Raw genomic sequence first — 26,437 nt, 5'->3', positions numbered from 1 at the left:
TCACGGATGCCGGACGAGCCGAAAGTGTGTCGCGTGCCCGTTCCTCCCCATCACGCCTGGAGTGGGAAGCGGAACCGCGCGTACCTGGTCAGGAGGAACGACCTGGTACGCGCGGATCCGCCCGCGACGCGCGGATCCGTCCGGCAGGGCGGCGCGAACCGGGACGGACAGGAGGCGCGGTGCCGGCCGGCACCGCGCCTCCCGTCCGTGCGTGCCTGCGTCAGCCCGCGGGCGTCCGGTCCGGCGCGGAGGCGAGCGCCTGCCGCACCGACCCCCACGCGGCGAGCCGCTCCCGGACCGCGTCGTCCCGCTCGACCTCGAGCGCCGTCGCGTGGGCCTGCTCGAGCACGTCGTCGACCACCACGCGCTGTCCCGAACGGGCGGAGGCGATCGCCGCGTCCACCATCACCAGGCTCATGACGTTGCCGTGCACCTCGCCGTCGGGGGTGACCCCGGTCCGGACGGCCCGCACGAAGGACGCGAGCGCCCCGGCGATCTCCCTACCGACCCCCGGCGCACCTGCCGGCGTGCCGGGTGCGTCGTCGATCACGCTCGACGGGTCGTGGTCGCCGTCCCACGATGCCGACCCCGACGCTCCCGACGCGCGCCAGTCACCGTTCCACGACGTCTCGTCGCCGGGCGCGCACCACGAGCCGTCGTAGACGTACCGGACGTCGTCCTCGAAGGTGAACACCGCGGCGGCGTCCGCGTCACCGCGGTACCAGGACCACGACGGGTTCCACGACTCGCAGTACACCGACACCGGGTCGCGCTCGAGCACGTAGCGGGCGGAGTCGAAGGCGTGGATCGCCATGTCGAGGAGCAGGACGTCGTCCATCTCCTCGCGGAAGCCGCCGAAGTGCGGGGCCTTCGCGAACCGCGTGTTCAGGCTGCCGACCCCGCCGAGCGCGCGGACGTGCTGCCGGAAGGCCACGAGCTGGTCGTTGTAGCGGCGCGACTGCGACACCATGAACAGCTGCCCGGTGGCCTCGGCGGCGGCCGCGAGGGAGAGCGCCTCGGCGACGGTCTGCGCCGCGGGCTTCTCGCCGAGGACGGGGAGCCCCGCGTGCAGGGCGTCCATCGTCACCGGGTGGTGGGCGACGGGCACCGTGATGTCGAGGACGGCCTCGGCGCCGGTCTCCGCCAGGAGCGCGGGCAGGTCACGACCGACCGGGATCGTCGGGGACCCGGCGAGCTCTGCCCCGGCGCGGGCGGCGTCGAGGTCGAGGTCGACGACTCCGACGAGCTCGACGTCCGGGTCGGCGGCGACCGTCCCGAGCCACGCGCGGCCCATGCCGCCGGCGCCGACCTGCACGACCCGCAGCGGGGCGTGCTCGGTCATGCGCGGGCCTCGGCGGGCTCGGTTGGCTCGGCGGACTGGGCGGGCTCAGCGGGCTCGGCGAGCTCGTCCTCGGGTGCGTCGTCGAACGGGCCGCGGTAGTGCTGCCCGTCGAAGTACTCGCCGAGGTCGTAGCGGCGCAGGGTCGGCAGCTCGCGCTCGCGCTCCGGTCGCGCCCACTCGGCCGCGTTCGCGATCACCCGTCGGACGTCCGGGTGGTGGTACACGGGGAAGTCCTGGTCACCGGGGGAGAAGTAGAAGATCCTCCCCAGGCCGCGGCGGTAGGTCATGCCGCTCCGGAAGACCTCGCCGCCGGTGAACCCGGAGATGAAGACCAGCTCGTCGGGCGTGGGCACGTCGAAGTACTCGCCGTACATCTCCTGCTCGGGGATGACGATCGGGTTCGGGACACCGCGGGTGATCGGGTGCTGCGGGTTCACGGTCCAGACGAGCTCCTGGTCGTGCTCGCTCCGCCAGCGCAGGGTGCAGGTGGTGCCCATGAGCTTGCCGAAGATCTTCGACCAGTGGCCGGAGTGCAGGACCACGAGCCCCATGCCGGACAGCACGTGCTTGTGGACGCGGTCGACCACGGCGTCGTCGACGTCGGCGTGGGCGGCGTGCCCCCACCAGGTCAGGACGTCGGTCTCGGCGAGCACGGCATCGGTCAGCCCGTGCTCGGGCTCCTGCATGGTGGCGGTGCGGACGACGGCGTCCGGCAGGTTCTCGCGGATGCCGTCGGCGATCGCGCCGTGCATGCCGTCGGGGTAGCGCTCGGCGACGTGCTGCTCGACCTGCTCGTGGACGTTCTCGCCCCAGACGGTGATGCGCAGCGGGGTGGTGGTCATGGTGTGGGCCTTCCTGGAGGGGTGGCGTGGAGCACGTCGGGGGCGGTCGTCACTTGACCGCCCCGCCGAGTGCACCGGCGGAGATGTAGCGCTGGGCGACGATGAGGAGCACGGCCGCCGGCAGGGACGCGAGGACCGACGTCGCCATGACGGGTCCCCAGTCGGTGACGTTCGAGCCGATGTAGTTGTAGATGCCGAGCGTGATCGGTCGGACCGCGTCGGTCGAGGTGAGCGTGAGCGCGATGAGGAAGTCGCCCCACGCGCCGAGGAACGTGAAGAGTGCCGCGGTGACGATGGCGTTGCGGCTGATCGGCAGCACGATCGACACGAAGGCACGCAGGTCGTTCGCGCCGTCGACGAGCGCGGCCTCGACCAGGCTCGGCGGGATCGACTCCATGAACGCCCGCATGAGCAGGATCGCGAAGGGCACCTGCACGGCGCTGTCGGCCAGGATCAGCCCGACGTAGCTGTTGAGCAGCCCGACGTTGTTGAAGAGCGTGTACAGCGCGTTGGCGATCACGATGCCGGGGATCATCTGGGTGATGAGCAGCACGAGCAGGAACACCTTCGTGCCGCGCATCCGGAACCGGGCGAGGCCGTACGCCGCCGGGGTCGCGATCGCCAGCGTGAGCACGACGGTGCCGAGGCCGATGATCATGCTCGACACGAAGTTCTGCCCCTGCTGGGCGAAGGCCGCCCGGTAGCCGGCGAACGTCGGGTTCCACGGGAACCAGGTCGCGGTGGCGGCTCCCGAGGTCGCCTGGAGGCTCGTGTTCACCATCCAGTACACGGGGAAGACCATGATCGCGAGGAACACGATCCCGAGGATGGTGAACGGCAACCCCTTCGCGGTGCGGCGCGGGCGGGGCGCTCGTGCGCTCCGCTTCGTCGTGATCGCGCGGGTGACGGTGACGGTCTGGTTCGCGAGTCCGACGCTCATTCGTCGACCGCCTTCCGGGAGATCGCGATGTAGACCATCGCGAAGACGAACGAGACGACGATGAGCACGTTGCTCACCGCGGCTCCGATGCCGAACTGGAAGTTGATGAACGACTGGTGGTAGGCGTTCGTGGCGAGCGTCTGCGTCGAGTTCGCGGGACCGCCGCCGGTCAGGCCGAGGATGATGTCGACGACCTTCAGCGTGTAGACGACCCCGAGCACGATGACCACGCTCACGACGCTCCGGATGCTCGGCCAGGTGATGTACCAGAACGCCTTGACGCCGGTGGCACCGTCGAGGGCGCCCGCTTCGTAGAGCTCCGGCGGGACGGACTGCAGCCCGCTGTACAGGATCGTCGTGTTGAAGGGGATGCCGAGCCAGACGTTCACGCCGATGACGGCGATGAGGGCCAGGCTCGGGCTGACCAGCCACGGCACGGGGCCGATGCCGACGACGCCGAGCAGCTGGTTCAGCGCACCGCTGTCCTGGTCGAGCAGCCACTTCCACACCGCGCTCGAGGCGATGAGGGGGAGCAGCCACGGCAGGAGCAGCAGGCCGCGCAGGAAGCCCGACAGCGGGAAGTGCCGCCGGAAGAACAGCGCGAGGCCGAGGCCGAGGACGAACTGCAGGACGATCGAGCCCGCGGTGAACAGGGCGGTGTTGACGACGCTGGTCGTGAAGACGCTGCTCGAGAAGACCGCGATGTAGTTGCCGAGGCCGACCCAGGGGGCCTCGCCGGTGAAGAAGGTCTTCGTCGTGTAGTCCTGGAACGACATCAGGATGTTCTTGACCACGGGGTAGCCGAAGAACAGGGCCACGAACACCGCGGCCGGCACGACGAACAGCCAGCGGGTGATGGACGACCGGATGCGCGCGCGGCGCTGTCCGGGGCGGGCGGGGGCCGCGGGCGTCGTCGCCCGGGGCCGGATCTGCGTGGAGGCGCTCATGTCAGGTCCTTCCGTCAGGGAACGGGGAGCCGGTCTCGCGACCGGCTCCCCGGCTCCGCTACTGGTTCTGCGACTGCGCCTGCTCGAGCGCCTGCTCGGGGTCGGCCTTGCCGGTCAGTGCGAGCTGCACGGCGGTGTAGATCCTCGTGGCGGCCTTGGGCCAGTCCGGTCCGAGCTCGGCCGTCCGGGCCCGGGCGGTCTGCACGGTGGTGACGAACGAGGCCACGTCGGCGTGGTCCTCCGCCCACTTCTTGCCGACCTCGATGTTGGTGGGCACGTTGCCGCTGACCCCGGCCAGGACGGCCTGCATCTTGTCGCTGTTCAGGCACCCGACGAACTTGCCGGCGAGCTGCATCGTGTCCTTGTTCCCGGTCTGCGGGACGGTGAAGGCCTCGCCGCCGAGCGGGGCGACGGTTTCGGACCCGGTGCGCGTCGGGATCGGGACGCTGTCGAACTCGAGGTCCTTCGCCTTCTTGAGCGCCGGCAGCTGCCACGGACCGTTGATCATCATCGCGGCCTTGCCGGCGATGAACTGGTTGTTGACGTCGGCCTGCGCCCAGTTGATCGAGCTCTTCGACATCGAGCCGTCGTCCTGCAGGTCCTGCACGAGCTGCAGCGCCTGGGCGGCCTCGGGCGTCGCGATGTCCTTCTCGTCGCCGCCGTTCGACCAGAAGAACGGCAGGAACTGCCAGGTGCCCTCGTAGGTGTTGATGTTGCTCATCGCGAAGCCGTACGTCGACCCGTTCGTGAGCTTCTTCGCGGCTTCCTTGAGCTCGTCCCACGTCTTGGGCGGCTGGACGCCTGCCTCGTCGAGCAGCTTCTTGTTGTAGTACAGCGCGATGGAGTTCGTGTTCGGCTGCAGCCCGTAGAGCTTGCCCTCGAACGTGTTCGCGCCCTTCACGCCGGGGACGTCGTCGTCCGCGTCGAGGCCGTAGTCGGCGAGGTCGGACAGCGCCCCGGACGAGGCGATCTGCTGCACGTCGGGGTTGTCGAGCATGAGCACGTCGGGCAGGGTGCGCGACGACGCCTGCTGCAGGACCTTCGAGATGAGGCCGGCGCCGGCGACGTGGTTGATCTTCACCTCGACGCCGACGTCCTTCGCGCACTGCTGGTACACGGGGTCGTAGTTGGCGTCGTAGTAGTCCTCGATCGTGAGGGTCTTGCCGCCGCCGCCGGACGACGATGCGTTGCCGGAGCCGGAGCACCCGGCCAGGACGAGGGGGACCGTCGCGACGATCGCGGCGGCGCCGACGAGGGCGCGGCCCCGGCGGGACGTGGAGCGGAAACCAGGCTTCATTGCACTGCTCTTCTCTTCGCGGATGCGGGGAAGGACACGGTGCGTCGACTCCACTGACGTCGTCGTCGCGGTGGTCCTGGGGCGAGAAGCTAACAGAAAAGCGCTTCACCTGTAAAGCGCTTTTCTGGTTCCGGTGCGGGTCTATGCTCGTGACCACCGCAGTGCACGCGGAGCAGGACGGCACCGTCGCCGGCCTGCCGCCGGACGTGCACGGAACCCGACGGTGCCGATCGATCAGGAGGGGCCGATGGCCACGATGCAGCAGGTCGCCGACCGCGCCGGCGTCTCCATCGCGACGGTGTCGTTCGTGGTGAACGGCACGAAGTACGTCACGCCGGCGACGACGGCGAAGGTCACCGCGGCGATGCGCGAGCTGAAGTTCCGCGGCAACGTCGTGGCGCGCGCGCTCGCCAGCCGGCGGACGCGGATCATCGCCCTGCTCTTCCCGACCACGGGCAACCGCTTCAGCCCGACCACGTCCGAGTTCTTCATGAACGCCGCGGAGCGGGCCTCCGAGCGCGGGTACCACCTGGTGCTCTGGCCCGTCGACCCGGCCGGCGACGACCTCGACGACCTCGTCTCCGGCGGTCTCGTCGACGGCGTCGTCCTCATGGAGGTGCGGATGGACGACCCGCGCGTGGTCAAGCTGTCCGAGCTCGGGGTGCCCTTCACCCTGATCGGCCGGACGCGCGACGCGGACGAGCTGCCGTACGTGGACATCGACTTCGAGACCACCATCGAGGACGGACTCGACCACCTGCAGGGTCTCGGCCACCGGCGCTTCGGGCTCGTGCTCGAGAGCCTCGAGGGCACACCGATGGCCGGGTACGCACCGCACCTGCGGGTCGAGGACACCTTCCGCCGCTCGGTCGCCGAGCGCGGCGGTGCGGGAACGATCGTGTACGCCGGCCCCGGGAGCGAGGGCGGTCGCGACGCCGCCCGACGCCTGCTCGAGGTGGACCCGGACGTCACCGCGGTGCTCGTGATGAAGGACGACTCGTCCGCCGGTCTGCTGGTCGGTCTCTACGCCGCGGGTCGACGGGTGCCTGATGACGTCTCGGTGCTCAGCATCGCGTCGTCGGCCGCAGCGGGGGACCAGCACCACCCCCGCCTGTCGACGATGATCGCGCCCGGTCGCGAGCTCGGCGTGCGCGCGGCCGACGCGCTGATCGACCGCCTCGACGGCACGTCCGTCGAGCTCCCGCACTTCCTGCTGCCCTGCGTGCTCCGCCCCGCCGAGTCGACGGCCCCCGCACCCACCCGCTGACCAGCGCGGCCATGCCTCGGACGGGAGGCACGTGGCGGGGCCCGCACCGCGCCTCCCGTCCGTCGCCTACTCAGGCTCCCTGTGCGGTCGCTCAGGCGCGCTTGGTTCTGTGGTGCCACGTGATCGCCGGGTGCTCGCGCACCCTTCGTCGAGGAGGACGGATGGCAATCGACCGCAGGCTCTTCCTGCTCGGGGGCACGGGGGTGCTGCTGCTCGCCGGCTGCTCCACCCGGCCGGAGCGCACCACCGTCGAGCAGTGGCCCACCGACCCGCCCGAGGGCGACGTCACGATCAGCTGGTGGGCGGGGCAGGTGGCCTCGAAGGACGGCGGTGACCTCCGTCGCCGGTTGATCGCGGAGTTCCAGAAGGAGCACCCGAACATCCGCGTGCGGATCGTCAGCGCCCCGAGCGACACCGACACGAACCGCACCAGCCTGACGACGCAGATCGCCGCGGGGAGCCCGACACCGGACGTGTACCTGGGCGACGTCGCGTGGCCCGGGCAGTTCGCGAAGAACAAGCTCGCGACCCCGGTGAACCAGCTCGTCGGCGAGGACTTCTTCGAGCAGTTCCCCGAGGGACTCCGGCTGGCCGCCAGCGTCGACGGGACCTACTACATGTTCCCGCTCTACATCGACGAGTCGTTCTTCCTGTACCGGCAGGACCTGCTCGACAAGCACGGGTTCCAGGTCCCGCGCTCGTGGGAGGAGGTCAAGGAGACCGCCGCGAAGCTCGTCGACACGGGCGACGTCGACTACGGGCTGGCGTTCCAGGGCGACGTGTACGAGGGCCTCACCTGCAACGTCACCGAGTTCGTCGCCGATGCGGGCGGCTCGCTGCTCAACGACGACCTGACGAAGCCCGCGACCACGAGCTCGGAGACGAAGCGCGCCTTCGAGTTCATGCGGTCGCTCATCACCGACGGCGCCGCACCGCGCGCGACCCTGACGTACCAGGAGCAGGACACGAACGACGCCTTCGCAGGCGGTCGCGCCGCGTTCCTGCGCAACTGGTCGTACGCGTGGGGCATCGCCAACGGGCCGGACTCCGCGGTCGCGGGCAAGGTCGGTCTCGCCGCGCGCCCGACGTTCGACGGCACGGACGAGCACCACTCGACGATCGGTGGGTGGGGGAACTACATCAACCCGCACACCCAGCAGCCCGCGGCGGCGCTCACCTTCGCGGCCTGGATGTCGAGCGAGACGGCGCAGCAGTTCCTCACCCGCGAGGGCGGTGTCCTGCCGGCCCGCAGCGCGAGCCTGGTCAGCGACGACGCGAAGCGGCAGAACCGCCCGACGTACGACACCGCGGCGGGCATCACGCTCGTTCCCCGTCCGACCTCGACGGCGTACTACCCGAAGGTCTCGCAGGGCGTGTACCAGAACGGCAACAGCATCCTCGGCGGGCAGGCGTCCGTCGACGGCGGCACCCGCGCGATGGCCTCCGCGATCTCGCTCGCCCTGACCGGGGACGCGCTGTGAGCGCCGGCACCGCGACGCGGACGCCGGCCGGTGCGGCCGGGGGACGGACTCCGGTGAGGAGGCCCGACGGGTACCGCCCGACGAGCGCTCGGTCGCGGATGGAGCGCGTCCGTGCCCGGGGCGCGTGGGGCTTCGCTGCCCCGGCGCTCCTGGTCGTCGCCGCGGTCACGATCTTCCCGGTGGTGTACTCGATCGTCCTGAGCTTCGCGGACGTCGAGATCGGCTACGACGGCTTCACGATCCAGGGCTTCGGCCTCGGCAACTACGCGGCCCTGCTGCAGAGCGCCGACTGGTACCGGGCGCTCGGCTTCACGGTGCTGTACACGGTCGTCACGGTGTCCGTGGAGCTCGTCCTCGGCATGCTCGTCGCCCTGGTGCTCGAACGGCTGGGGGTCACCCGCGGCTGGATGCTCGCGCTGCTCCTCGTGCCGTGGTCGCTCGTGACGATCGTGAACGCACAGCTGTGGAAGTACATCTACGACTCGACCTACGGCGTCGCGACGTGGTTCTTCGGGCTGTTCGGCGACGCCCCGGCGATCCTCGGTGAACCGGTCCCCGCGATCACGGGTCTGATGGTCGCGGACATCTGGAAGACCACGCCGTTCGTGGCGATCATCCTGCTCGCGGGCCTCGTCCAGATCTCGGAGGACCTCTACGAGGCCGCCGAGCTCGACGGGGCGAACGGGTGGCAGACGTTCTGGCGCGTCGTCGTCCCGCAGTTGGCTCCGACCCTGACGATCGCGGTCCTGTTCCGCGTACTGCAGGCGTTCGGCGTCTTCGACCTGCCGTTCGTGCTGACGAACGGCGGACCGGGCACCACGACCCAGTCGCTCGCGATCATGGGCTACAAGGTGCTCTTCCAGGACATCAACATCGGACCGGGCGCAGCGATCGCGACCAGCACCGCGGTCATCGTGGCCGTCGGGTGCCTGCTCTTCCTGCGGGCGTTCCGGAACCAGGCGAAGGGAGGGGATGCCTGATGCCCCGTCAACGTGTCCGCAAGGGCTGGCGGAAGTGGGTCAACACCGTCAACGTCAGCGGTGTCGTCATCGCCGTGCTCACCGCGCTGCCGCTCTACTGGCTCGTCTCGACCTCGCTCAAGCCGTCGTCGGAGATCGCCCAGTCGCCGCCGACCGTCGTGCCGCAGTCGCTGACGTTCGACAACTTCGTCGTGGCCTTCCGCGACAACGCCCTCGGGCAGTACATGGTGAACAGCATCGTGGTGTCGGTGGCGACGACGGTCATCGTGCTCGCGCTGTCGTTCCTCGCCGGCTACGCCCTCGCCGGGCGGTGGATCAAGGGCCGCACGGCGATCATGACCTCGCTGCTCATGCTGTCGGTCTTCCCGGCGATCGCGGTCCTGACGCCGCTGTACCTGCTCGAGCGGAACCTCGGGCTGCTCAACTCGTACCCGGGCCTGGTCGTGCCGTACGTCGCGTTCAACCTGCCCTTCGCCATCTGGATCATGCGCAACTACCTGCAGGGGATCCCCTCGACCATCGAGGAGGCCTCCGAGATCGACGGCGCCGGCGCCTGGCGCACCGTGCTGTCGGTGATCCTGCCCATGGCGAAGCCCGGGCTCTTCACCGTCGGGGTGTTCACCTTCACGGCGTCGTGGAGCGAGTTCCTCATGGCGCTCACCTTCAACAGCGAGAACTCGTTCCGGACCATCCCGGTCGGCATCGCCCTGTTCGGGACCCAGTTCACCGTGCCGTTCGCGCAGATCTTCGCGGCGAGCGTCGCCGCGACGATCCCGATCGTCATCCTCGTGCTGGTGTTCCGCCGCTCGATCGTCTCCGGGCTCACCAGCGGAGCGGTCAAGGGGTGACGTCCGCAGCCTCGGTGACCGCGGACCGGTCGCCGGCCCCGTGACGGACGGTACGCGCTCGTCGCGGCCCGGACGGTGCCGTGCCGTCAGCGACGTGCGTCGCGCGCGGTGTCGGTGAAGAAGTCGGCGTACAGGCCGTTCGCGTCCTGCAGCTCGCCGTACTTCCACCGCTTGCGCATCCGGCGGAACGTCTCGATGCGCACCGGGTCGATGCCCGGCTCGGACTGGTACGAACCCATGGTTCCTCCCCGTTTCCCTGATCCACCCCCGTGTGGGGGTACCCAGTGGTGACGGTACGGGCACGGCGACTCCGCGTCCGGCAAGATAGGTCGGGAAGTTACCTAACTGCGCTTGTTGGACAAACGTTCGAGCAGGGTCCTCGGCCGCCCGTAGCCTGCCGTCAGGGGGTCGGAGCGCCGTACTCGAGCGCCTCGATCACACGATCGATCACGCGGACGTACCGCGTGATCTCGCGCTCGGAGAAGGAGGACAGGAGCTCGTGCAGGTGCTCGTTCGTACTGTCCATCGCCGCGGCGTAGGCGCGCTGCGTCTCCGGCGTGAGCTCGATGAACCGGCTGCGGCCGTCCTCCGGGTTCGGCACGCGGCACAGGTGCCCGGCGCGTTCGAGCCGGTCGACCGTCCCCGTGACCGCCGGGCCCGTCAGGCCGAGGTGCGACACGAGGTCCTTCACCCGGACCGTCCGGTCCGCCGCAGCGGCGCGGGCGACGAACTGCAGGACCGTGAGGTCCGAACCGGAGACGGAGAGGCGTTCGCGCAGTCGGCCGCGGAGGGCACCCATCGCGGCCTCGAGCCGGGTGATCGCCGCCGTCAGGTCGATCTCACTCACGTGGTCGCCCCCTCCGTGCGCATCGGTCGTGCGCGACACTACGCGGCACCCACCCCAGAACCGTATCCGGATAACGAGGAAGCATGCGCCATCTGGACAGAGCCACGCCGACGGACCTGCCGTGGCTGACCCGTTGATCGAGGCGTTCGGCGCCGAGGAGACCATCGCACCGGTGCGGTTCGAGGTGTCCGGGACGCGCCCGGACACCGCCGTCCGCGACCTCGGCGGCATCTACGCGGGGGAGCGGTGGAGCGCCGTGCCGTCCCACGGGCGGTTCGACTACCGCTACACCGCGATCGGGGACAGCGAGGTCACCATCCGGCGCTCCCAGATGCACGGCGAGATCCGGGGCTGGATGCCCGTCGGCTCGGTCGACTACGTCGTCACGTGGATCAGCACCGGCACGGGTGAGCTCGAGATGCGCGGTGAGCGCTGGCCCATGCTGCACGACACCCCCGTGATGTTCCCCGCCGACGAGGAGTTCGGCTTCGTCACCGCGGACTACGACCAGCGGCTGGTGCACTTCGACCGCGAGTTCGTCCGACGTGTCGCCGCGGCGCGGTCGGACATCGCGGACCGGCCGATGCGGTTCGACCCACGACGCGGTGCCGACGAGTCGATCGAGCACCGCTGGCAGGGTGCCCTGACGGCGTTGTCCCGGGCGCTGCGCGTCGGCGGACCGGACTCGGACGCGTGGCAGGACGCCAAGGTCACCGCTGCCGAGGTCTTCCTCGACATGTTCCCGCCGCAGAGCGACGACCTGCCCGACGTGCTGGAGCAGCCGCGGAACGCCCGGCTCCGGGCCGCCGTGGAGTACATCCACGCGCACGCCGCCGAACCGGTGTCGATCGTCGACCTGTCCGAGGCCGCGGGGTTGAGCGTGCGGTCCGTCCAGGAGTCCTTCCGGCGGGTCTTCGACGTCTCCCCGCTGACCTACCTGCGCCACGTGCGGCTCGACCGCGTGCACGAGGAGCTCCTCGAGGCAGGGCCGCAGGCCGGTGCCGTCGGGGACATCGCGCGCCGGTGGGGCTTCGCACACCTCGGGCGGTTCTCGGCGTCCTACGCCGAGCGCTTCGGCGAGTACCCGAAGCAGACGCTGCGGCGCTGAGCGCTGAGCCGCGGGTGGCGCCGCACCGGTCGGCGCAGCGCGCAGCGGCGGGCGCGACGTGCTCACGCACGACCAGGAGCACGTCGCGCCACGGAACGCCGTGGCGCGACGTGTCTTCGGTTGTGCCGCTGGCGCCGCGGGCGCGAGCGGCGCGGCCCGCGCCGCGGCCTGCGCCGCTGGCGGCGGGTGCGACGTGCTCACGCAACACCAGGAGCACGTCGCGCCACGGAAAGCCGTGGCGCGACGTGCCGTCGGTTGTGCCGCAGGCGTCGTGGGCGCCGCGGGCGCGAGCGGCGCGGCCCGCGCCGCGGCAACGACGTGATTCCGTCTCCCGACCGCGGCGCACTGTCGCTCCCGCGGACGACTCGCGCCACCGCGCAGCAGGCGAGCACCGCCGGACGGGAGGCGCGGTGCCAGGTCGTCGCGCGCCTCCCGTCCGTCGATCCGTCGGGACGTCGTGACGGCTGAGCGGGTACGACACGCCGCGGGCGTGCGTCGGGCGGGTGCGATCGGTTGTCAGCAGCGCCGAATGTGACGGATGTGGCCCGCTCGCCGGACCGCCGGGAGGCGCGGCGCCTGCCGCGCGGCTCCCGTCCGTCGACCTGTCCGTCGGCCCGTCGCGACGGCTGAGTGGGTACGACCCGCCGCGGGCGTGCGTCGGGCGGGTGCGATCGGTTGTCAGCAGTGCCGAGCGTGACGGATGTGGCCCGCTCGCCGTACCGCCGGGAGGCGCGGTGCCAGGTCGTCGCGTGCCTCCCGTCCGTCGACCTGTCCGTCGATCCGTCGCGACGGCTGAGTGGGTACGACACGCCGCGAGCGTGCGTCGGGCGGGTGCGATCGGCTGCCAGCAGCGCCGAGTGTGACGGATGTGGCCCGCTCGTCGTGCCGCGGGGAGACGCAGCGCCGCGCAGCGGCCGCGCGCCTCAGGCGTGCGCCGGCGCCGTGCTGCTCCGGACGCGCAGCGTCGAGCGCAGGCGCACGTGGTCGCTCGTGGGCTCGCCGCGGAGCATGGCGAGGAGCATCGCGACCGCGCTCGCGCCGAGTTCGGCGAGCGGCTGGGCCACGGTGGTGAGCGGCGGCGTCGTGGTCGACGCCTGCGGGACGTCGTCGAACCCGACGACCGACAGGTCCTCGGGCACGCGCAGTCCGAGCGACGCTGCGGCGTGCAGCACGCCGATGGCCGACGAGTCGTTCGCGGCGAACACCGCCGTCGGCCGGTCGGGCAGCGTGAGGAGCTCGTGCGCGACGGCTGCCGAGCGCTCCTCCTGGTAGTCACCGGCGCGCACGAGTCGCTCGTCGACCGCGATGCCGGCGGCGGCGAGGGCGTCCCGGTAGCCGGTCTCGCGGAGCTGCGACGACGCCAGGTCGCTGCGCCCCTGCACGTGGGCGATGCGGGTGTGCCCGAGCTCGAGCAGGTGGTCCACGGCGTCCCGGGCCCCGGCGACGTTGTCGGTGTCGACGGTCGCGTGGCCCTCCGGCCCGGTGTGCGGGTCGATCGCGACGACGGGGATCGACGCTCCCGACAGGGCGGCGGAGGGGGTAACGACGATGGCGCCGTCGATGAGCGTTCCGGACAGGCGTGAGAGCGAGCGGCGTTCCCACCCGGGCTGCCCCGTGCCGGCCTCGAGTCCGGCGTAGGCGAGCAGCTCGTAGCCGGTCCCCGTGGTCGCCGCCGAGACGCCGCGCAGGAGCTCGGTCGAGAACGGCTCGAACTCGGGGACCAGGATGCCGATGACGTTGGTGCGGGAGCTCCGCAGGCTGCGCGCGACGAGGGACGTCTCGTAGCCCAGGCGCTCGACCACCTCCTGGACGCGGAGCATGGTCGCGGGCGCCACGCCGTCGCGGTTGTTGACCACCTTCGACACGGTCGGGATCGAGACGCCGGCGGCACGCGCGACGTCCGCGATCGTGACCCGCCCCGGTCCGGGCGTGTGGTCGACGGCGGTCTGCATGTGCTCACCGTACCGCCGCAACAGCGTTCCGCCAGCGAACAGATCACGGTTAGAAAACGTTATCGATAACGATTGACAAGCCCGTGGAGCAGCTGGCACGCTCTCCGCAGCGGCATCGACTGCCGCGAACGTCAACGACGACACCGAGGAGTTCCACGATGACGAGGAAGATCCGTGCCGCGGCAGCCATCGCGCTGGTCGGGGCCACCGCTCTCACGCTGGCGGGTTGTTCCGCCGGCGGCAGCGACCCGTCGGAGGACGGCGGCAAGGTCACGATGACCTTCTGGCACAACTCGACCACCGGTCCGGGCAAGGCCTACTGGGACAGCACCGTCAAGGCGTTCGAGGAGAAGTACCCGAACGTCACCATCAAGACCCAGGCGATCCAGAACGAGGACCTGGACGGCAAGCTCCAGACCGCGCTCAACTCCGGTGACGGCCCGGACGTCTTCCTGCAGCGCGGCGGCGGCAAGATGGACGCGATGATCGCGGCCGGTCAGCTCATGGACATCTCCGACTCGATCAGCGACGACGCGAAGCAGTCGATCAGCAAGGGCACCTTCGCCGGGTACGAGAAGGACGGGAAGACCTACGCCATGCCGGGCGCCGTGCTCCCCGAGGGCATCTGGTACTCGAAGGACCTGTTCGAGCAGGCCGGCATCGACGGCACCCCGACCACGATGGACGAGCTGAACGAGGACATCGCCAAGCTCAAGGCCAAGGACATCGACCCGGTGGCCGTCGGCGCGAAGGACGCCTGGCCCGCCGCGCACTGGTACTACAACTTCGCGCTCCGCGAGTGCAGCGAGAAGACGCTGAACGACGCGGCGAAGACGCTCGAGTTCGACGACGCGTGCTGGACCAAGGCCGGCCAGCAGCTCGAGGACTTCAACGCGACGAAGCCCTTCAACCAGGGCTTCCTCACCACCGCCGCGCAGCAGGGCGCCGGCAGCTCGGCCGGACTCCTGGCGAACCACAAGGCCGCGATGGAGCTCATGGGCGCCTGGGACCCGGGCGTGATCGCCTCGCTGACCCCCGACGCGAAGCCGCTCGGCGACCTCGGGTGGTTCCCGTTCCCCGCGGTGGACGGCGGCAAGGGTGACCCGAAGTCGATGATGGGTGGTGTCGACGGCAACTCCTGCTCGGCACAGGCCCCGAAGAAGGCCTGCACGGACTTCCTCAACTTCATCGTGCAGAAGGACAACCAGGAGGCGTACTACAAGGCCTTCAACGCGATCCCCGTCAACAAGGACGCGCAGTCCGTCGTGTCCGAGCCCTACCTGAAGACGGCCCTCGCCGCCTACCAGGAGGCCCCGTTCGTCTCGCAGTACCTCGACACCCTGTACGGCCAGAACGTCGGCAACGCGCTGAACACCAGCGTCGTCGACCTGCTCGCCGGCAAGGGCAGCGCGAAGGACATCGTCGAGACCACCAACCAGGCCGCGGCCAAGGGCTGATCATGGCGCTCGACACCTCCCTCGGCACGACCCCGGCGAAGGCGTCGGGCACGGCTCCCGGGACGTCCCCGGCGGGGAGCGGTTCGCCGCTCCCCGCCCGGCGGACCGCCCAGCGCGTCGCCGACTGGCGCAAGCGCGTCGAGATCGCGGTCCTCGCCGGACCCGCGGTCATCGTCTTCGTGACGTTCGTCATCCTGCCGGTGGCGCTCGCCGCGTACTACGGCTTCTACAAGTGGCAGGGCTACGGCCCGCCGACGAACTTCGTCGGGCTGCAGAACTACCTGATCATCTTCCAGGACAAGGCGTTCCAGTCGGTCCTGCTGCACAACGGCTTCATCGTCGTGATGTCGCTCGTGCTCCAGGGCCCGATCGCCATCGTCCTCGCCCTGCTGCTCAACCAGAAGATGCGCGGCCGCGGGCTCGTCCGCGTGCTCGTCTTCGTGCCCTACGTGATCTCCGAGGTCATCGTCGGCACCGGCTGGAGCCTCATGCTGCAGTCCAACGGCGCCGTGAACGACCTGATGCAGGGCATCGGACTCGGCGGACTCCGTCAGGACTGGCTGTCCAACCCGGACATCGCCATCTGGAGCCTCCTCGCGATCATCTCGTGGAAGTACATCGGCTTCGCGGTGATCCTGTTCCTGGCCGGTCTGCAGAGCATCCCCGAGGAGCTCTTCGAGGCCGCGGCGATCGACGGTGCGAGCTACTGGCAGATCCAGCGCCGCATCACCCTGCCGCTGCTCGGCCCCACCATCCGCATCTGGGCGTTCCTGTCGATCATCGGCTCGCTCCAGCTGTTCGACCTCGTCTACATCATCTGGGGCCAGTACATCTCGTCGACCGCAGGGACCTCGACCATGGCGACGTACATGGTCGCGAACGGCCGGACCTCGGGCAACTACGGCTTCGGCAGTGCCGTCGCGGTGGTCATGTTCCTGATCTCGCTCGCCGTCGCCCTGGTCTACCAGCACTTCGTGCTCCGTCGGGACACCGCCGGCGCCATCACCGAGAGGAAGCACTGATGGCCGTCACCAGCGCCACCACCAACCTCGTCGCCCCCGGCCGCCGCGGTGCCCGGGCACGGAAGTCCGGCGCAGCACTCGGCCAGGCGAGCCCACTGACCTACGTCGTCGCGATCCTGTTCGTCGCCGCGAACCTCGCCCCGGTGCTCTACATCGTGCTGGGCGGGTTCCGGACGAACTCGCAGATCACGACGAGCCCGGCCGGTCTGCCGGCACCGTTCCAGTTCGGCAACTACGGATCGGTCCTGTCGAGCGGGATCTTCTGGCAGCAGCTCGGCAACTCGACGATCAGCGCGGTCACCACGACGCTCGGCGTCGTCGTGCTCGGGCTCATGGTCAGCTTCGTGCTCGCCCGCTACTCCTTCCGGGGTCGCGGTGCGGTGTACGCGCTGTTCGCCGCGGGCCTGATGTTCCCGATCACGGTCGCGATCACACCGCTCTACCTGCTCGTCAAGGACCTCGGTCTCACGAACAGCCTGGCGGGCGTGATCCTGCCGCAGATCGCCTTCGCCCTGCCGACGACCGTCATCATCCTGGTGCCGTTCCTGCGGGCGATCCCGGACGAGCTCGAGGAGGCCGCCTCGATCGACGGGGCCAGCCGCCTCGGCTTCTTCTTCCGGATGATCGTCCCGCTGTCCCTGCCCGGTGTGGTGACCGTCGGCATCCTGGCGTTCATCGGCAGCTGGAACAGCTACATCCTGCCGCTGTTCATCCTCAACAACGAGGCCGCCTACACGCTGCCGCTCGGCGTCCAGGCGTTCTCGTCGCAGTACTCCGTCGACACGGCGAAGGTGCTCGCCTTCACGTCGATGTCGATGATCCCCGCGCTGGTGTTCTTCACGATCTTCCAGAAGCGCATCGTCGGCGGTCTGACCGGGGCGGTGAAGGGGTGACCACGCTCGACCACACGGTCACCACCGACGGCACCACCGACGGCCAGGCGGCACGCGGCACGTCCGCACCGCGGCCCGCCGCCACCCGTGACGGACGGGAGGGACGTGGCGACGCCGCCACGGGCCTCCCGTCCGACCCGGGGCACGTCACGGACGCGACCGCGTCCGACCGCGTCACCACGCTGCTGGCCGCGATGACCCTCGAGGAGAAGACCGCGCAGCTGGTCGGCTACTGGCTCGACCAGAACGGCGTCGTCGCCCCGATGCAGGGCGAGATGGCCGCGGCCCAGCAGGGCACGACGCTCACCGACGTCACCCGGCACGGCCTCGGCCAGTACACCCGCGTGTACGGCACCCGTCCCGTCGAGCCCGACGAGCGCGCCGCCTGGCTGTGGGCGGAGCAGCGTCGGCTGAAGCGCGAGACCCGCCTCGGCATCCCGGCGCTCGTGCACGAGGAGTGCCTGACCGGGCTCGCGGCGTGGAAGGCCGCGACGTTCCCGACACCGCTGGCGTGGGGTGCGTCGTTCGACCCGGAGCTCGTCGAGCACGTCGGCGCCGTGATCGGCCGCTCGATGCGCGAGCTCGGCGTCCACCAGGGCCTCGCGCCCGTGCTCGACGTCGTCCGCGACCCCCGCTGGGGACGGGTCGACGAGTGCATCGGCGAGGACCCGTACCTCGTCGGCACCGTCGGTACCGCGTACGTCCGCGGTGTGCAGAGCGCCGGCGTCGACGCCACGCTCAAGCACTTCCTCGGCTACTCGGCCTCGCGCGCCGGCCGCAACCACGCCCCGGTCCACGCCGGACCGCGCGAGGTCGCCGACGTGTTCCTGCCGCCGTTCGAGATGGCCCTCGTCGACGGCGGCGCGCGGAGCGTCATGAACTCGTACGCCGAGGTCGACGGCGTCCCCGTCGCCGCCGACCCCGCGCTGCTCACCGACCTGCTGCGCGACCGGCTGGGGTTCGACGGCACGGTCGTGGCCGACTACTTCTCCGTCGCGTTCCTCGAGGTCATGCACGGCGTCGCCCGTGACCGCGGCGAGGCCGCTGCGACGGCGCTCGCCGCCGGCATCGACGTCGAGCTGCCGACCGGTGACGCCTACCTGGCGCCGCTGGTCGAGCGGGTGCGCAGCGGACTCGTCGACGAGGCCCTCGTCGACCGCGCCGTGCTGCGCGTGCTCCGGCAGAAGGAGCGGCTCGGCCTGCTCGACCCGGACGTCTTCGAGGACGAACCGCCCACCGGTGTCGACCTCGACTCGCCGGAGCACCGGGCGCTCGCGCGGCGGCTCGCGGCGGAGTCGCTCGTGCTGCTCTCGAACGACGGCGTGCTGCCGCTCGACGGTGGCGCCGCAGCCCCCGTCTCCCCGACCCCGGGCGCCGACCTGCAGGGCCCGGTCGCGGTGATCGGCCCGAACGCCCACCGCGCCGAGGCCCTGCAGGGCTGCTACTCCTTCGCCAACCACGTGCTGGCCACGCACCCCGGGCTGGAGGCCGGTTTCGCGATCCCGACCGTGCTCGAGGCGCTGCAGGACGCGCTCGGGTCCGACACGGTCCGGTACGCCCGCGGTGCCGAGGTCGAGGGCGAGGACCGCGCCGGGTTCGCCGAGGCGGTGGCGGTCGCGCGGGAGTCCTCGGTGGCGGTCGTCGTCGTCGGCGACCAGGCCGGCCTGTTCGGTCGTGGCACGGTCGGCGAGGGCAACGACTCCGAGTCGCTCGACCTGCCTGGCGTGCAGCGCGAGCTCGTCGAGGCCGTCGTCGCCACCGGCACGCCGACCGTCGTCGTGCTGCTGACCGGTCGTCCGTACGCGATCGGCTGGGCACTCGACGGCGACCAACCGAAGCCCGCGGCGGTCGTCCAGGCGTTCTTCCCCGGCGAGGAGGGCGGCACCGCGATCGCCGACCTGCTCACCGGTGCCGCGGCACCGTCCGGCCGCCTGCCCGTCTCGCTGCCGCGGTCGGCCGGCGCGCAGCCGTACTCGTACCTGCACCCTCGTCTCGGCGGACCGTCCGACGTCACCGCGACGGACTCCACGCCGGTCCGACCGTTCGGCTACGGCCTGACCTGGACGTCCTTCGCGTACGAGGACCTGACGGTGGACGGGACCGCGTCCACGGACGGAGCGCTCACCGCGTCGGTCACCGTGCGGAACACCGGCGACCGGGACGGCGTCGAGGTCGTCCAGCTCTACGGGCACGACCCGCACGCGTCGATCACGCGCCCGGTCGCGCAGCTGCTCGGCTACGCCCGGGTCGCGGTCGCGGCGGGGGAGTGCGTCACGGTGCGGTTCGACGTGCCGGTGCAGCGGTTCGCCTTCACCGACCGCGCGATGCGGAAGGTGGTCGAGCCGGGGGACGTCGAGGTGTGGGTCGCGTCCGACGCGGCGGCGTCGCGGCCGGGAGGCCCGGTGGAGACGGGCGGGATCGTCGCGTCCGGGGACGGTCCGGTCCGGCACGAGTTCCCCCGGTCGGCGACGGACCGTGCGGTCGTGCGTCTGACCGGCGCCGTGCACGAGGTCACGCTGGCCGACCGGCGCACCGTGACCTGGACGACCGTCTGAGCTGCCGACGCCGCCGTGGAGTGTCCGGATCAGGGCCTCCGCGGCGGCGTCCGCGTGCGTTCCGACGTCCGGCCGGTAGCGTGGAACGAGTCTTCCACGGGGACCGCGTCACGGTGCGCCACCACGCACCGCGGCCCCGGTGGACCAGGAGGAGGACGACACCCGTGAGCACCGACGACCAGGCACGCGTGCGCAGCGCGCTCGTGGCGGCACTCGACGTCGTCGACGCGCCACCGTCGGAGCGCTTCGAGCGCATCGTCCGGGTCGCGCGCGAGGTCTTCGACGTGCCGCTGTCGTACGTCAACGTGCTCGACGACGACCTGCTGCACACCCTCACCCCGAACGTGCCCGACGAGATCGTCTCCGGACCGGTCGGGTGGTCCTTCTGCCAGCTGACGGTGCAGCACACGGAGCCGACCGTCGTGCCGGACACCACGGCCGACCCCCGGACCGCCGACCTGCCGGGCGTGACACGGCGCGGCATCCGGTTCTACGCGGGCGTCCCGCTCACGATCGCGGGTGGGGAGCCCGTCGGGACGCTCTGCCTGATGGACACGCGACCGCGCGCCTTCTCGCCCCAGGACACCGCCGCGCTCATCGACCTCGGACACTGGGCCGAGCGCGCGCTCGCCCAGGGGTTGCACCACGACCGCCTGCTCGAGGTCGCAGGCGCACTCGCGCCGAGCGCCGTCGCGCCCGACGGCTACCGGATCGCCGGCACAACGGTGCCCTACGGCGACCTCAGCGGCGACCTGCACGACTGGTCGGTCGTCGACGGCGACCTCGTGCTGACGCTCGCCGACGTCATGGGCAAGGAGCAGCCGGCCGCGCTCCTCGCGGCCGGGATCCGGGCCGCCCTCCGGCAGCACCGCAGCGTCGCGCCCGTGGCCGCCGTCGCCGCCGTCGAACCCGCCCTCGCCGAGGACCTCGGACGTGCGAGCGCCTTCGCCACACTGTTCCACGCCCGGCTCGACCCGGCCAGCGGCGTGGTCGACGTGGTGGACGCGGGCCACGGGCTGGCGGTGCACGTGCCGGCGGCGGGGACGCCTCGGGTGCTCCGGTCCCACGGGCTGCCGCTGGGGTTGCACGCCGAGGGTGCACGGCGCCGGGCGTCGACGACGGTCCTGGAGCCCGGGGACGCCCTCGTCGTGGTGAGCGACGGCGTGCTCGACCTGGGTGACGGGACGATCGACACCCTGCTGGACCTCGCGCGGACCCTGCGCGCCGCGTCGAGCGTCGACGCCTTCCTCGAGACGGTGCGGCTGCGTGCGGCCGAGCGGGCCGAGGACGACGTGACGGTCGTCGTCCTCGGCCGGGTCTGACCGCGCGCAGCGGCCTCCGGCTCAGGCAGCCATCGGGCCGTACCGGCGGTGCCCCTTGACGTCGTAGCGGTCGAGCATCATCACCTTGTCCCAGGCGGCGACGAAGTCCCGCACGAACCGCTCCTGCCCGTCGCTGCCGGCGTAGACGTCGACGATCGAACGGAGCTGCGCGTTCGACCCGAACACCAGGTCGTTCCGCGAGGCCGTCCACCGCTCCTCGCCGGTGGCCTGCACGGTCCCGGTGAAGGTCGTCTCGGTGCCGTCGGTCTTCTTCCACACCAGGTCGGTGTCCGTCAGGTTGACGAAGAAGTCCGTCGTGAGCGCCCCGACGCGGTCGGTCAGGACGCCCGTCGACGAGCCGTCCCAGTTCGCGCCGAGCACCCGGAGCCCGCCGGTGAGCACCGTCCACTCCGGTGCCGTGAGCGTCATGAGGTTCGCACGGTCCAGGAACACCGCCTCCGGAGCGACGCCGGGGGCGAAGTCCGCGAAGCGCTCGGACACGTGGTTCCGGAACCCGTCGGCGATCGGCCGGAGCCACTCGAACATCTCGACGTCGGTCTGCTCCTGGGACGCGTCCACACGGCCGGGCGTGAACGGCACGGTGACCTCGACACCCGCGGCGCGTGCGGCGTCCTCCACCCCGACGCAGCCCGCGAGCACGACCAGGTCGGCGAGCGAGACGTGCTTCCCGTCCTGCTCGAAGGCGGCCTTGACGCTGCGGAGGGTCTCGACGACCGGGACCGTCCGCCGGTTGATCGGCCAGTCCTTCTGCGGGGCGAGCGCGATCCGCCCGCCGTTGGCACCGCCGCGCTTGTCACTGTCCCGGTAGGTCGACGCGGCGGAGTACGCGGTGACGACCAGGTCGGAGACCGAGGTGCCGGTCGACCGGATCGCCGCTCGGAGCGTCTCGACGTCCGCGTCGCTCAGGGGCTCGCCGACCGGGTCGGGCAGCGGGTCCTGCCACAGCAGGTCGTCCGAGATCGTCGTCTCCGGACCGAGGTAGCGGTGCTTCGGCCCCATGTCGCGGTGCGTCAGCTTGTACCAGGCCTTCGAGAAGGCCGTGGTGAACAGGTCGAAGTCGGCGAGGAAGCGCTCGCACACCTCGCGGTAGGCCGGGTCGACCTTCAGCGCGATGTCCGAGGTCATCATCATGAGCGCGTGTGTCTCGCCGGGCACGTGGGCGTCCGGGGTGCGCGGGGCCTCGGGGTCCGCCGGGGTCCACTGCAGGGCGCCCGCCGGGCTCTTGGTCTGCTCCCACTCGTGGCCGAACAGGTTCTCCAGGTAGCTGTTGTCCCAGCGGGTCGGGTCCTGGGTCCAGCTGCCCTCGATGCCGTTCGTCATCGTGTCCTTGCCGTTGCCGGCACCCTTCGGGTTGTGCCACCCGAGCCCCATCGCCTCGATCGGCGCGATCTCCGGCGGCGGACCGATCTCGGCCGCGGGGACCTGGCCGTGGCTCTTGCCGAACGCGTGGCCACCGGCGATCAGGGCGACCGTCTCCTCGTCGTTCATGGCCATCCGGCTGAAGGTGATGCGGATGTCCCGCGCCGAGCCCATCGGGTCGCCGTTCGCGTACGGTCCCTCGGGGTTCACGTAGATCAGCGCCTGGTGCGAGGCAGCGAGCGGGCTCTGCAGGTCGTAGTCCGCGTCGCCGTTCTCGCCGTGCCACCGCTCGTCGCGCTGGACCATGTCGTCCTGGCTCTCGACGTGGTGCGGGTCCCGGACCTCCGGGCCCCACCAGGTGCCCTCGTCCGGCTCCCACGCGTCGAGTCGACCGCCGCCGAAGCCGTACGTCGGCAGACCCATGAGCTCGAGCGAGCAGTTCCCCGTGAGGACCATCAGGTCGGCCCACGAGAGCGCGTTGCCGTACTTGTGCTTGATCGGCTGGAGCAGACGTCGCGACTTGTCGGTGTTCCCGTTGTCCCACCAGCTGCTGATCGGGGCGAAGCGCTGCATCGCGGTGCCCGCTCCGCCGCGACCGTCCGCGATCCGGTAGGTCCCCGCGGCGTGCCAGGCCATCCGGATCATCTGCGGTCCGTAGTTGCCGTAGTCCGCGGGCCACCAGTCGACCGAGGTCGTGAGCAGCTGCGTGATGTCGCGCTTGAGCTCGTCGAGGTCGATCGTCGCGAAGGCCGCCGCGTAGTCGAAGTCCGCACCGAGCGGGTCGGCGTCGACGCCGTTGCGGTGCAGCAGCTCGACACGGAGCCGCTGCGGGTACCAGCCCTCGAGCGACGACGGTGCCTGACCGAACGTCCCGCCCAGGTGGTCACCACCGGCGGGCAGGGACCCGGCCATGTGGAAGCTGCAGGTGTCGGTGCCGTCGGCGTCCCGGCCGTGGGAGCCGTGGAAGGACGCGCCCTGCGGGGTCGCGGTGTCGTGCTGCCCGCTGTCGTCGGTGCCGTGCGTGCCGGTCGTGCTGTCGTTGCTCAACGCTGCTCCTGTTCGATGACTGTCCGCGGAACGCGGGGGACGCCCGTCACGCTCCGCCCCGAGGCTGTGAGGACGGCGGGAGCAGTGCGCATCCCGCCGGTGGGTCCGGTCAGCCCTTCCAGACGGACACGGCGCCGGCGTGACCGATCACGACGACCTCGACGAGCGAGCCGATGCCGGCGGCGACGAGCAGCACGGGGCCGACGATCCCCACCGCTCGTGCCAGCCCGGCGTCCGCGACCCGCAGGGCGGCGAAGCGGTGCCAGCCCCACCACAGCGTGAGCAGCACGAACACCGCGATCGACCACGGCAGCAGTCCGTCGGCGAGCTCGGTGTGCCGTTCGAGCAGCGCGGTCTCACGCTCGCGGTGCTCGAGCCACTCGCCGGACGAGGTCGCGAGCGGCACCGAGACCAGCGCCACCAGGGCGATGACCGGCGCGCCGACCGCGAGCCACCGTCGGGCTGCCGGCCAGGCCGCCGTCACGATCGCGGTGAGGGCCGCGACGGGCACCGAGACCGTGGTCAGGTGCACGAGGAGCGGGTGCAGGGGGATGCCGTCGAACTGCCAGTCCATCGTGGCCTTCCGGATCGCGCGTCGGTGGTTCCGACGACCTGCGATCAGCCAAGCGGACCGACCGGTACCGCGCTCGCCCGGCAGGCCGGTCGACGCACTCCGCGATCACTCGAGACCTCACACGGAGCGGCCGGAGCGCCACACCGGGACGACCCCGTCAGGGGCGGTGGTCGTACCGACCCGGCGGTGGGTCGAGCGGCAGCTGACGCGGTGACTGCCCGCCGTTCCTCGCAGCGCCCACGGCGGTCACGGAGCGGGTCACGATGCTCACCGCGGTCGCGAACCACCCGCGCTTCCGCGGATGCTCGAACGCGTCGTCACCCCACGGTCGGTCGTCGTCCGAGTGCCCCATGACGCCCCTCCCGGTGTCGGTGCTCGTGAGGCTACACGGCCGCGGACCGCACCGGGAGGTCCGGGATCCGACCTCGCTCCGGGAACCCCGGGGGAGCGTGGGTACCGTGGCACTCCTCACACCGTGAAGGAGCACGCCATGTCGGACGCACACGACCCCCGCGACACCACCAACGACCCCGAGGGCACCGAGAAGGCCGACGGCCTCGGCGAGGACGGCACGATCCCCGCGCACCCCGAGGGCGTCGCCGCCGGCTTCGCCGGTGACGACTCGCACTTCAACCCCGAAGAGGACGACGAGACGGCGGAGTAGCCGACCCGAGCACGAGACGTACGGGAGGCCCGTGGCGACGCCGCCACGAGCCTCCCGTTGCGTCTCCGGTCGCCGCGTCGCCTGCGGGACCGGGCCGCGGATCGGTACCGTGTCGGGCATGGCCCGCTTCACACCCCCCGCTGCCGACGCGATGCGTGCGGCCCTGCTCGCCGCCGCCCGCGACGAGTTCGCTGCGCACGGGCTGGGCGGGGCGCGGATCGAGCGCCTCGCCGCCGACGCCGGGAGCAACAAGGCGCAGGTGTTCCACTACTTCGGGGGCAAGGACGGCCTGTTCGACGCGCTGCTGACGAGCGAGCTGACGGCCGTGCACGAGGCCGCGCCGCTCGACACGGCCGACCTGGCGGCGTGGGCCGGACGCCTGCACGACGTCCTGGTCGAGCGTCCCTGGGTGCAGCGTCTCGCCACCTGGCACCGGCTCGAGCGGCCGGAGACACCGATCGAGGCGCTCGCCGAGCAGTACGCCGACGACGTCGCCGAGGTCGAGCGGGCACAGCGCGCCGGTGTGCTCCCGCGGCGCTTCCGCCCCGCGGTGCTCTACGGGCTGGTCGTCCAGCTCGCGGAGGTCTGGTCGACGCTCCGGCCCGAGGCGTCCGCTCCGGTCGCCGCGGTCGTGCCGCAGCGCCGCCGTCAGGTCGTCGTGGACGCCGTCGGAGCGCTGCTCGGCGACTGACCGGTGTCCCGTCGGGCCCTGCGGTGCAACGTGTCCGAGGGGCGCTCGCCGAAGGCGCCGGCGTAGGTCCCCGCGAACCGGCCGAGGTGTGCGAACCCCCACGCCTGCGCCACCTCGGAGACCGTGGTGGTGGTCGGGTCCCCGGCCTCGAGCGCGGCACGGACCCGGTGCAGTCGCACGTCGCGCAGGAACTGCATCGGGCTCGCGGCTCCGACGCGGTGGAACGCCGCCTGCAGCCCGCGGGCGCTGAGCCCGGTGGCGCGACAGACGTCGGCAGTGGTGAGCGGGCGGTGCGCGTTCGCGGCGATCCACTCCTGCGCGACCCGCACCGATCCCCGTCCTGCGGCCGTGACGCCGGACGCAGCGGTCACGTCGAACGCCCCGATGACGGCCTCGGCGACGCGACGGTGCTGCACCGAGCGGACGACGGGGTCGGCGCCCGGGTCCCACAGGGTCGTGGCGGCGCCCGCGATGGTCCGCCGCAGTGCGGGGAGCGCGTCCGGGTCGGCCTCCGCGCGCAGGTCCAGCGGGCCGGGGAGGTCACCGCGGACCGCAGCCGAGACGGACTCGAGGAAGGCGCCGTCGAAGCGGATCACGTGCTGGACCGCGGGGGCGGCGTCGAAGGTGAACGGGCGTCCTGCCGGGTACATCACGGGGACGTTCGGCCGCATGGTGATCCGGTCACGGCGGTCGGTGTCGAGGACCATGCCCGGCCCGGTCGCCCACGCCAGGGTGTACTGGCGCCCCGGGTTGATCGTGCCCCAGCGGTGCGCCGCGACCGCTGACGTCGCGGTGGTCACCTGGTCGTCGCCGACCGCGCGGTACCGGTACGAGAACCCCTCGGAGACCGCCTGTCCGATGTTGATGTCGTGACTGCTGTAGACGCCCTCGAACAGCTCCACGGCGTCGTCGACCGCTGCGCCGTGCTGTTCGGTGGCGGTGGGGGTGCGGAGATCGGTTCGCATGCGCGCACCAGTCTGC

At 71.4% G+C, this 26,437-nt stretch carries 24 protein-coding genes; 12 read left to right on the top strand and 12 right to left on the bottom strand.

Annotation, left to right across the window (positions count from 1 at the left end; translation table 11 throughout):
- Positions 1-220 precede the first annotated feature (220 nt).
- Genes M3677_RS11000 through M3677_RS10980 form a run of 5 tightly spaced genes read right to left on the bottom strand, consistent with a single transcriptional unit; the run spans position 221 to position 5,368 of the window.
- Positions 221-1,342: a Gfo/Idh/MocA family protein gene (locus M3677_RS11000; RefSeq protein ID WP_251160550.1), complete on the bottom strand. Its 1,122-nt coding sequence runs from the start codon at positions 1,340-1,342 to the stop codon at positions 221-223.
- On the bottom strand, positions 1,339-2,184 hold the full coding sequence (locus M3677_RS10995; protein WP_066652399.1) for a ThuA domain-containing protein: 846 nt from the start codon (positions 2,182-2,184) through the stop codon (positions 1,339-1,341). The genes M3677_RS11000 and M3677_RS10995 overlap by 4 nt, the downstream gene beginning before the upstream one ends.
- 49 nt (positions 2,185-2,233) lie before the next feature.
- Positions 2,234-3,124 (bottom strand): carbohydrate ABC transporter permease, encoded by an 891-nt coding sequence (locus M3677_RS10990; RefSeq protein ID WP_209683854.1) that lies wholly within the window; start codon positions 3,122-3,124, stop codon positions 2,234-2,236.
- The gene (locus M3677_RS10985; protein WP_066652406.1) at positions 3,121-4,071 is read right to left on the bottom strand and encodes a carbohydrate ABC transporter permease; all 951 of its coding nucleotides are present in this window, start codon (positions 4,069-4,071) and stop codon (positions 3,121-3,123) included. Before M3677_RS10985 ends, M3677_RS10990 begins: the two co-directional genes overlap by 4 nt.
- Positions 4,072-4,129: 58 nt before the next feature.
- Positions 4,130-5,368: a sugar ABC transporter substrate-binding protein gene (locus M3677_RS10980; protein ID WP_066652409.1), complete on the bottom strand. Its 1,239-nt coding sequence runs from the start codon at positions 5,366-5,368 to the stop codon at positions 4,130-4,132.
- 247 nt (positions 5,369-5,615) lie between these two features.
- Here M3677_RS10980 and M3677_RS10975 point away from each other — a divergent pair, with 247 nt between their 5' ends.
- From M3677_RS10975 to M3677_RS10960, 4 genes are all read left to right on the top strand, one after another.
- Complete coding sequence (locus M3677_RS10975) at positions 5,616-6,635, top strand: LacI family DNA-binding transcriptional regulator (RefSeq protein ID WP_251160549.1); 1,020 nt, start codon at positions 5,616-5,618, stop codon at positions 6,633-6,635.
- A gap of 161 nt (positions 6,636-6,796) precedes the next feature.
- A complete protein-coding gene (locus tag M3677_RS10970; protein ID WP_066652411.1) occupies positions 6,797-8,116 on the top strand; it encodes an ABC transporter substrate-binding protein in 1,320 nt (439 codons plus the stop codon).
- A 53-nt stretch (positions 8,117-8,169) separates the two neighbouring features.
- The gene (locus M3677_RS10965; protein WP_251160548.1) at positions 8,170-9,096 is read left to right on the top strand and encodes a carbohydrate ABC transporter permease; all 927 of its coding nucleotides are present in this window, start codon (positions 8,170-8,172) and stop codon (positions 9,094-9,096) included.
- A complete protein-coding gene (locus tag M3677_RS10960) occupies positions 9,096-9,944 on the top strand; it encodes a carbohydrate ABC transporter permease (RefSeq protein WP_081984659.1) in 849 nt (282 codons plus the stop codon). Before M3677_RS10965 ends, M3677_RS10960 begins: the two co-directional genes overlap by 1 nt.
- Positions 9,945-10,030: 86 nt before the next feature.
- Here the strand turns inward: M3677_RS10960 and M3677_RS10955 are convergent, their stop codons facing one another.
- Together M3677_RS10955 and M3677_RS10950 are read right to left on the bottom strand one after the other, a co-directional pair.
- The gene (locus M3677_RS10955) at positions 10,031-10,183 is read right to left on the bottom strand and encodes a hypothetical protein (RefSeq protein WP_158407728.1); all 153 of its coding nucleotides are present in this window, start codon (positions 10,181-10,183) and stop codon (positions 10,031-10,033) included.
- Between the two features lie 161 nt (positions 10,184-10,344).
- Complete coding sequence (locus M3677_RS10950) at positions 10,345-10,791, bottom strand: MarR family transcriptional regulator (RefSeq protein WP_251160547.1); 447 nt, start codon at positions 10,789-10,791, stop codon at positions 10,345-10,347.
- A gap of 121 nt (positions 10,792-10,912) precedes the next feature.
- Here M3677_RS10950 and M3677_RS18440 point away from each other — a divergent pair, with 121 nt between their 5' ends.
- Positions 10,913-11,899: a helix-turn-helix domain-containing protein gene (locus tag M3677_RS18440; protein ID WP_251160546.1), complete on the top strand. Its 987-nt coding sequence runs from the start codon at positions 10,913-10,915 to the stop codon at positions 11,897-11,899.
- Between the two features lie 923 nt (positions 11,900-12,822).
- On the opposite strand, the gene M3677_RS10940 is transcribed toward M3677_RS18440, so the two are convergent.
- Positions 12,823-13,851, bottom strand: a complete 1,029-nt coding sequence (locus M3677_RS10940) for a LacI family DNA-binding transcriptional regulator (RefSeq protein ID WP_066652428.1) — start codon at positions 13,849-13,851, stop codon at positions 12,823-12,825.
- Positions 13,852-14,009: 158 nt separating this feature from the next.
- Between M3677_RS10940 and M3677_RS10935 the strand changes: the two genes are divergently transcribed.
- The 5 genes from M3677_RS10935 (at position 14,010) to M3677_RS10915 (ending at position 21,100) form a co-directional block, all read left to right on the top strand.
- Positions 14,010-15,308 (top strand): ABC transporter substrate-binding protein, encoded by a 1,299-nt coding sequence (locus M3677_RS10935; RefSeq protein ID WP_066652430.1) that lies wholly within the window; start codon positions 14,010-14,012, stop codon positions 15,306-15,308.
- A gap of 2 nt (positions 15,309-15,310) precedes the next feature.
- Positions 15,311-16,330 (top strand): carbohydrate ABC transporter permease, encoded by a 1,020-nt coding sequence (locus M3677_RS10930; RefSeq protein ID WP_058728968.1) that lies wholly within the window; start codon positions 15,311-15,313, stop codon positions 16,328-16,330.
- Positions 16,330-17,223: a carbohydrate ABC transporter permease gene (locus M3677_RS10925; protein WP_066652437.1), complete on the top strand. Its 894-nt coding sequence runs from the start codon at positions 16,330-16,332 to the stop codon at positions 17,221-17,223. The genes M3677_RS10930 and M3677_RS10925 overlap by 1 nt, the downstream gene beginning before the upstream one ends.
- Positions 17,224-17,405: 182 nt before the next feature.
- The gene (locus M3677_RS10920) at positions 17,406-19,778 is read left to right on the top strand and encodes a glycoside hydrolase family 3 N-terminal domain-containing protein (RefSeq protein ID WP_251160627.1); all 2,373 of its coding nucleotides are present in this window, start codon (positions 17,406-17,408) and stop codon (positions 19,776-19,778) included.
- 164 nt (positions 19,779-19,942) lie between these two features.
- Complete coding sequence (locus tag M3677_RS10915; RefSeq protein ID WP_251160545.1) at positions 19,943-21,100, top strand: GAF domain-containing SpoIIE family protein phosphatase; 1,158 nt, start codon at positions 19,943-19,945, stop codon at positions 21,098-21,100.
- Positions 21,101-21,121: 21 nt separating this feature from the next.
- Here the strand turns inward: M3677_RS10915 and katG are convergent, their stop codons facing one another.
- The 3 genes from katG to M3677_RS10900 all read right to left on the bottom strand — a co-directional run bounded on the left by katG (position 21,122) and on the right by M3677_RS10900 (position 24,453).
- On the bottom strand, positions 21,122-23,527 hold the full coding sequence (katG, locus tag M3677_RS10910) for a catalase/peroxidase HPI (protein WP_251160544.1): 2,406 nt from the start codon (positions 23,525-23,527) through the stop codon (positions 21,122-21,124).
- Between the two features lie 109 nt (positions 23,528-23,636).
- Positions 23,637-24,101 (bottom strand): DUF2231 domain-containing protein, encoded by a 465-nt coding sequence (locus tag M3677_RS10905; protein ID WP_251160543.1) that lies wholly within the window; start codon positions 24,099-24,101, stop codon positions 23,637-23,639.
- Between the two features lie 157 nt (positions 24,102-24,258).
- The gene (locus M3677_RS10900) at positions 24,259-24,453 is read right to left on the bottom strand and encodes a hypothetical protein (RefSeq protein ID WP_251160542.1); all 195 of its coding nucleotides are present in this window, start codon (positions 24,451-24,453) and stop codon (positions 24,259-24,261) included.
- Between the two features lie 138 nt (positions 24,454-24,591).
- On the opposite strand from M3677_RS10900, the gene M3677_RS10895 reads away from it, so the two are divergent.
- The gene (locus tag M3677_RS10895; protein ID WP_200884131.1) at positions 24,592-24,765 is read left to right on the top strand and encodes a hypothetical protein; all 174 of its coding nucleotides are present in this window, start codon (positions 24,592-24,594) and stop codon (positions 24,763-24,765) included.
- A 118-nt stretch (positions 24,766-24,883) separates the two neighbouring features.
- A complete protein-coding gene (locus tag M3677_RS10890; protein WP_066652443.1) occupies positions 24,884-25,456 on the top strand; it encodes a TetR family transcriptional regulator in 573 nt (190 codons plus the stop codon).
- On the opposite strand, the gene M3677_RS10885 is transcribed toward M3677_RS10890, so the two are convergent.
- Positions 25,414-26,421: a helix-turn-helix domain-containing protein gene (locus tag M3677_RS10885; protein WP_209683830.1), complete on the bottom strand. Its 1,008-nt coding sequence runs from the start codon at positions 26,419-26,421 to the stop codon at positions 25,414-25,416. The two genes, M3677_RS10890 and M3677_RS10885, sit on opposite strands and share 43 nt — an antisense overlap.
- Between the last annotated feature and the right edge of the window lie 16 nt (positions 26,422-26,437).

This window comes from Curtobacterium sp. P97, assembly GCF_023712445.1.
GTDB lineage: Bacteria > Actinomycetota > Actinomycetes > Actinomycetales > Microbacteriaceae > Curtobacterium.
Note: the sequence above shows the minus strand (reverse complement) of the source record. Positions and strands in the feature narration are given on the sequence as shown.

Bases quoted from the DNA above. Each gene is read 5' to 3' on its own strand.
- M3677_RS10930 (WP_058728968.1), top strand. From the start codon at position 15,311: ATGGCGCTCGACACCTCCCTCGGCACGACCCCGGCGAAGGCGTCGGGC.
- M3677_RS10985 (WP_066652406.1), bottom strand. From the start codon at position 4,071: ATGAGCGCCTCCACGCAGATCCGGCCCCGGGCGACGACGCCCGCGGCC.
- M3677_RS10885 (WP_209683830.1), bottom strand. From the start codon at position 26,421: ATGCGAACCGATCTCCGCACCCCCACCGCCACCGAACAGCACGGCGCA.
- M3677_RS10935 (WP_066652430.1), top strand. From the start codon at position 14,010: ATGACGAGGAAGATCCGTGCCGCGGCAGCCATCGCGCTGGTCGGGGCC.
- M3677_RS10980 (WP_066652409.1), bottom strand. From the start codon at position 5,368: ATGAAGCCTGGTTTCCGCTCCACGTCCCGCCGGGGCCGCGCCCTCGTC.
- M3677_RS10990 (WP_209683854.1), bottom strand. From the start codon at position 3,124: ATGAGCGTCGGACTCGCGAACCAGACCGTCACCGTCACCCGCGCGATC.
- M3677_RS10925 (WP_066652437.1), top strand. From the start codon at position 16,330: ATGGCCGTCACCAGCGCCACCACCAACCTCGTCGCCCCCGGCCGCCGC.
- M3677_RS10955 (WP_158407728.1), bottom strand. From the start codon at position 10,183: ATGGGTTCGTACCAGTCCGAGCCGGGCATCGACCCGGTGCGCATCGAG.
- M3677_RS10940 (WP_066652428.1), bottom strand. From the start codon at position 13,851: ATGCAGACCGCCGTCGACCACACGCCCGGACCGGGGCGGGTCACGATC.
- M3677_RS10995 (WP_066652399.1), bottom strand. From the start codon at position 2,184: ATGACCACCACCCCGCTGCGCATCACCGTCTGGGGCGAGAACGTCCAC.
- M3677_RS10900 (WP_251160542.1), bottom strand. From the start codon at position 24,453: ATGGGGCACTCGGACGACGACCGACCGTGGGGTGACGACGCGTTCGAG.
- M3677_RS10975 (WP_251160549.1), top strand. From the start codon at position 5,616: ATGGCCACGATGCAGCAGGTCGCCGACCGCGCCGGCGTCTCCATCGCG.
- M3677_RS10890 (WP_066652443.1), top strand. From the start codon at position 24,884: ATGGCCCGCTTCACACCCCCCGCTGCCGACGCGATGCGTGCGGCCCTG.
- M3677_RS11000 (WP_251160550.1), bottom strand. From the start codon at position 1,342: ATGACCGAGCACGCCCCGCTGCGGGTCGTGCAGGTCGGCGCCGGCGGC.
- M3677_RS10960 (WP_081984659.1), top strand. From the start codon at position 9,096: ATGCCCCGTCAACGTGTCCGCAAGGGCTGGCGGAAGTGGGTCAACACC.
- M3677_RS10895 (WP_200884131.1), top strand. From the start codon at position 24,592: ATGTCGGACGCACACGACCCCCGCGACACCACCAACGACCCCGAGGGC.
- M3677_RS10970 (WP_066652411.1), top strand. From the start codon at position 6,797: ATGGCAATCGACCGCAGGCTCTTCCTGCTCGGGGGCACGGGGGTGCTG.
- M3677_RS10905 (WP_251160543.1), bottom strand. From the start codon at position 24,101: ATGGACTGGCAGTTCGACGGCATCCCCCTGCACCCGCTCCTCGTGCAC.